The sequence below is a fragment of the Bradyrhizobium sp. 31Argb genome (genome assembly GCF_043638955.1).
Taxonomy (GTDB): domain Bacteria; phylum Pseudomonadota; class Alphaproteobacteria; order Rhizobiales; family Xanthobacteraceae; genus Bradyrhizobium.
In genome coordinates this window covers 1-534 of record NZ_JBEGDB010000707.1, presented here as the reverse complement: position 1 = coordinate 534, position 534 = coordinate 1, and the positions used below count along the sequence as shown (strand labels likewise).

Genomic DNA, 534 nt, shown 5'->3' with positions numbered 1-534 from the left:
AAGCGCGTCGGTCAGCGCGAGGATTTTGGTGGTCCAGCCGCCCTTCGATTTGCCGATGGCCTGATTTTTGGTCCCCCTTTGCTCCCTGCCCGTGGCGGTGAACTTTGACGATTGTCGCGTCGACCATGGCGAACTCCATGTCTGGATCATCCGATACGGCGTCGAAAATCTGCCTGAAAACGCCGGCTTTCACCCAATCGCGATAGCGCTTGAACACCGTGTTCCAGTTGCCAAACGTCGGCGGCAGATCTCTCCATGGGCTGCCCGTGCGGGCGATCCACAGCACGGCCTCGAGGAACAAACGATTGTCACCCCCTGTGCGACCGGGATCGGTCGGCTTGCCCAAACAAAGCGGCTCCATCTTCGCCCACTGGGCATCCGTCAAAACGAATCGGTGCATGCCAAGCTCCTTTCGGAGCTTGAATCACGGACATTCCAATCTGTGAATCCTGAATCTCAACAGACCCTAGCATTACAGTTGTAATTGACTGAGGATTCTGAATCCATGGGCAACCATGATTCGAAGATCGTGGA

Annotated in this window: 1 pseudogene; it reads right to left on the bottom strand. The window is 56.0% G+C overall.

Annotated elements, in window-relative coordinates:
• A pseudogene (locus AAFX91_RS42375) lies at positions 1 to 400 on the bottom strand (IS5 family transposase); the annotation flags it as partial.
• Positions 401 to 534 lie beyond the last annotated feature (134 nt).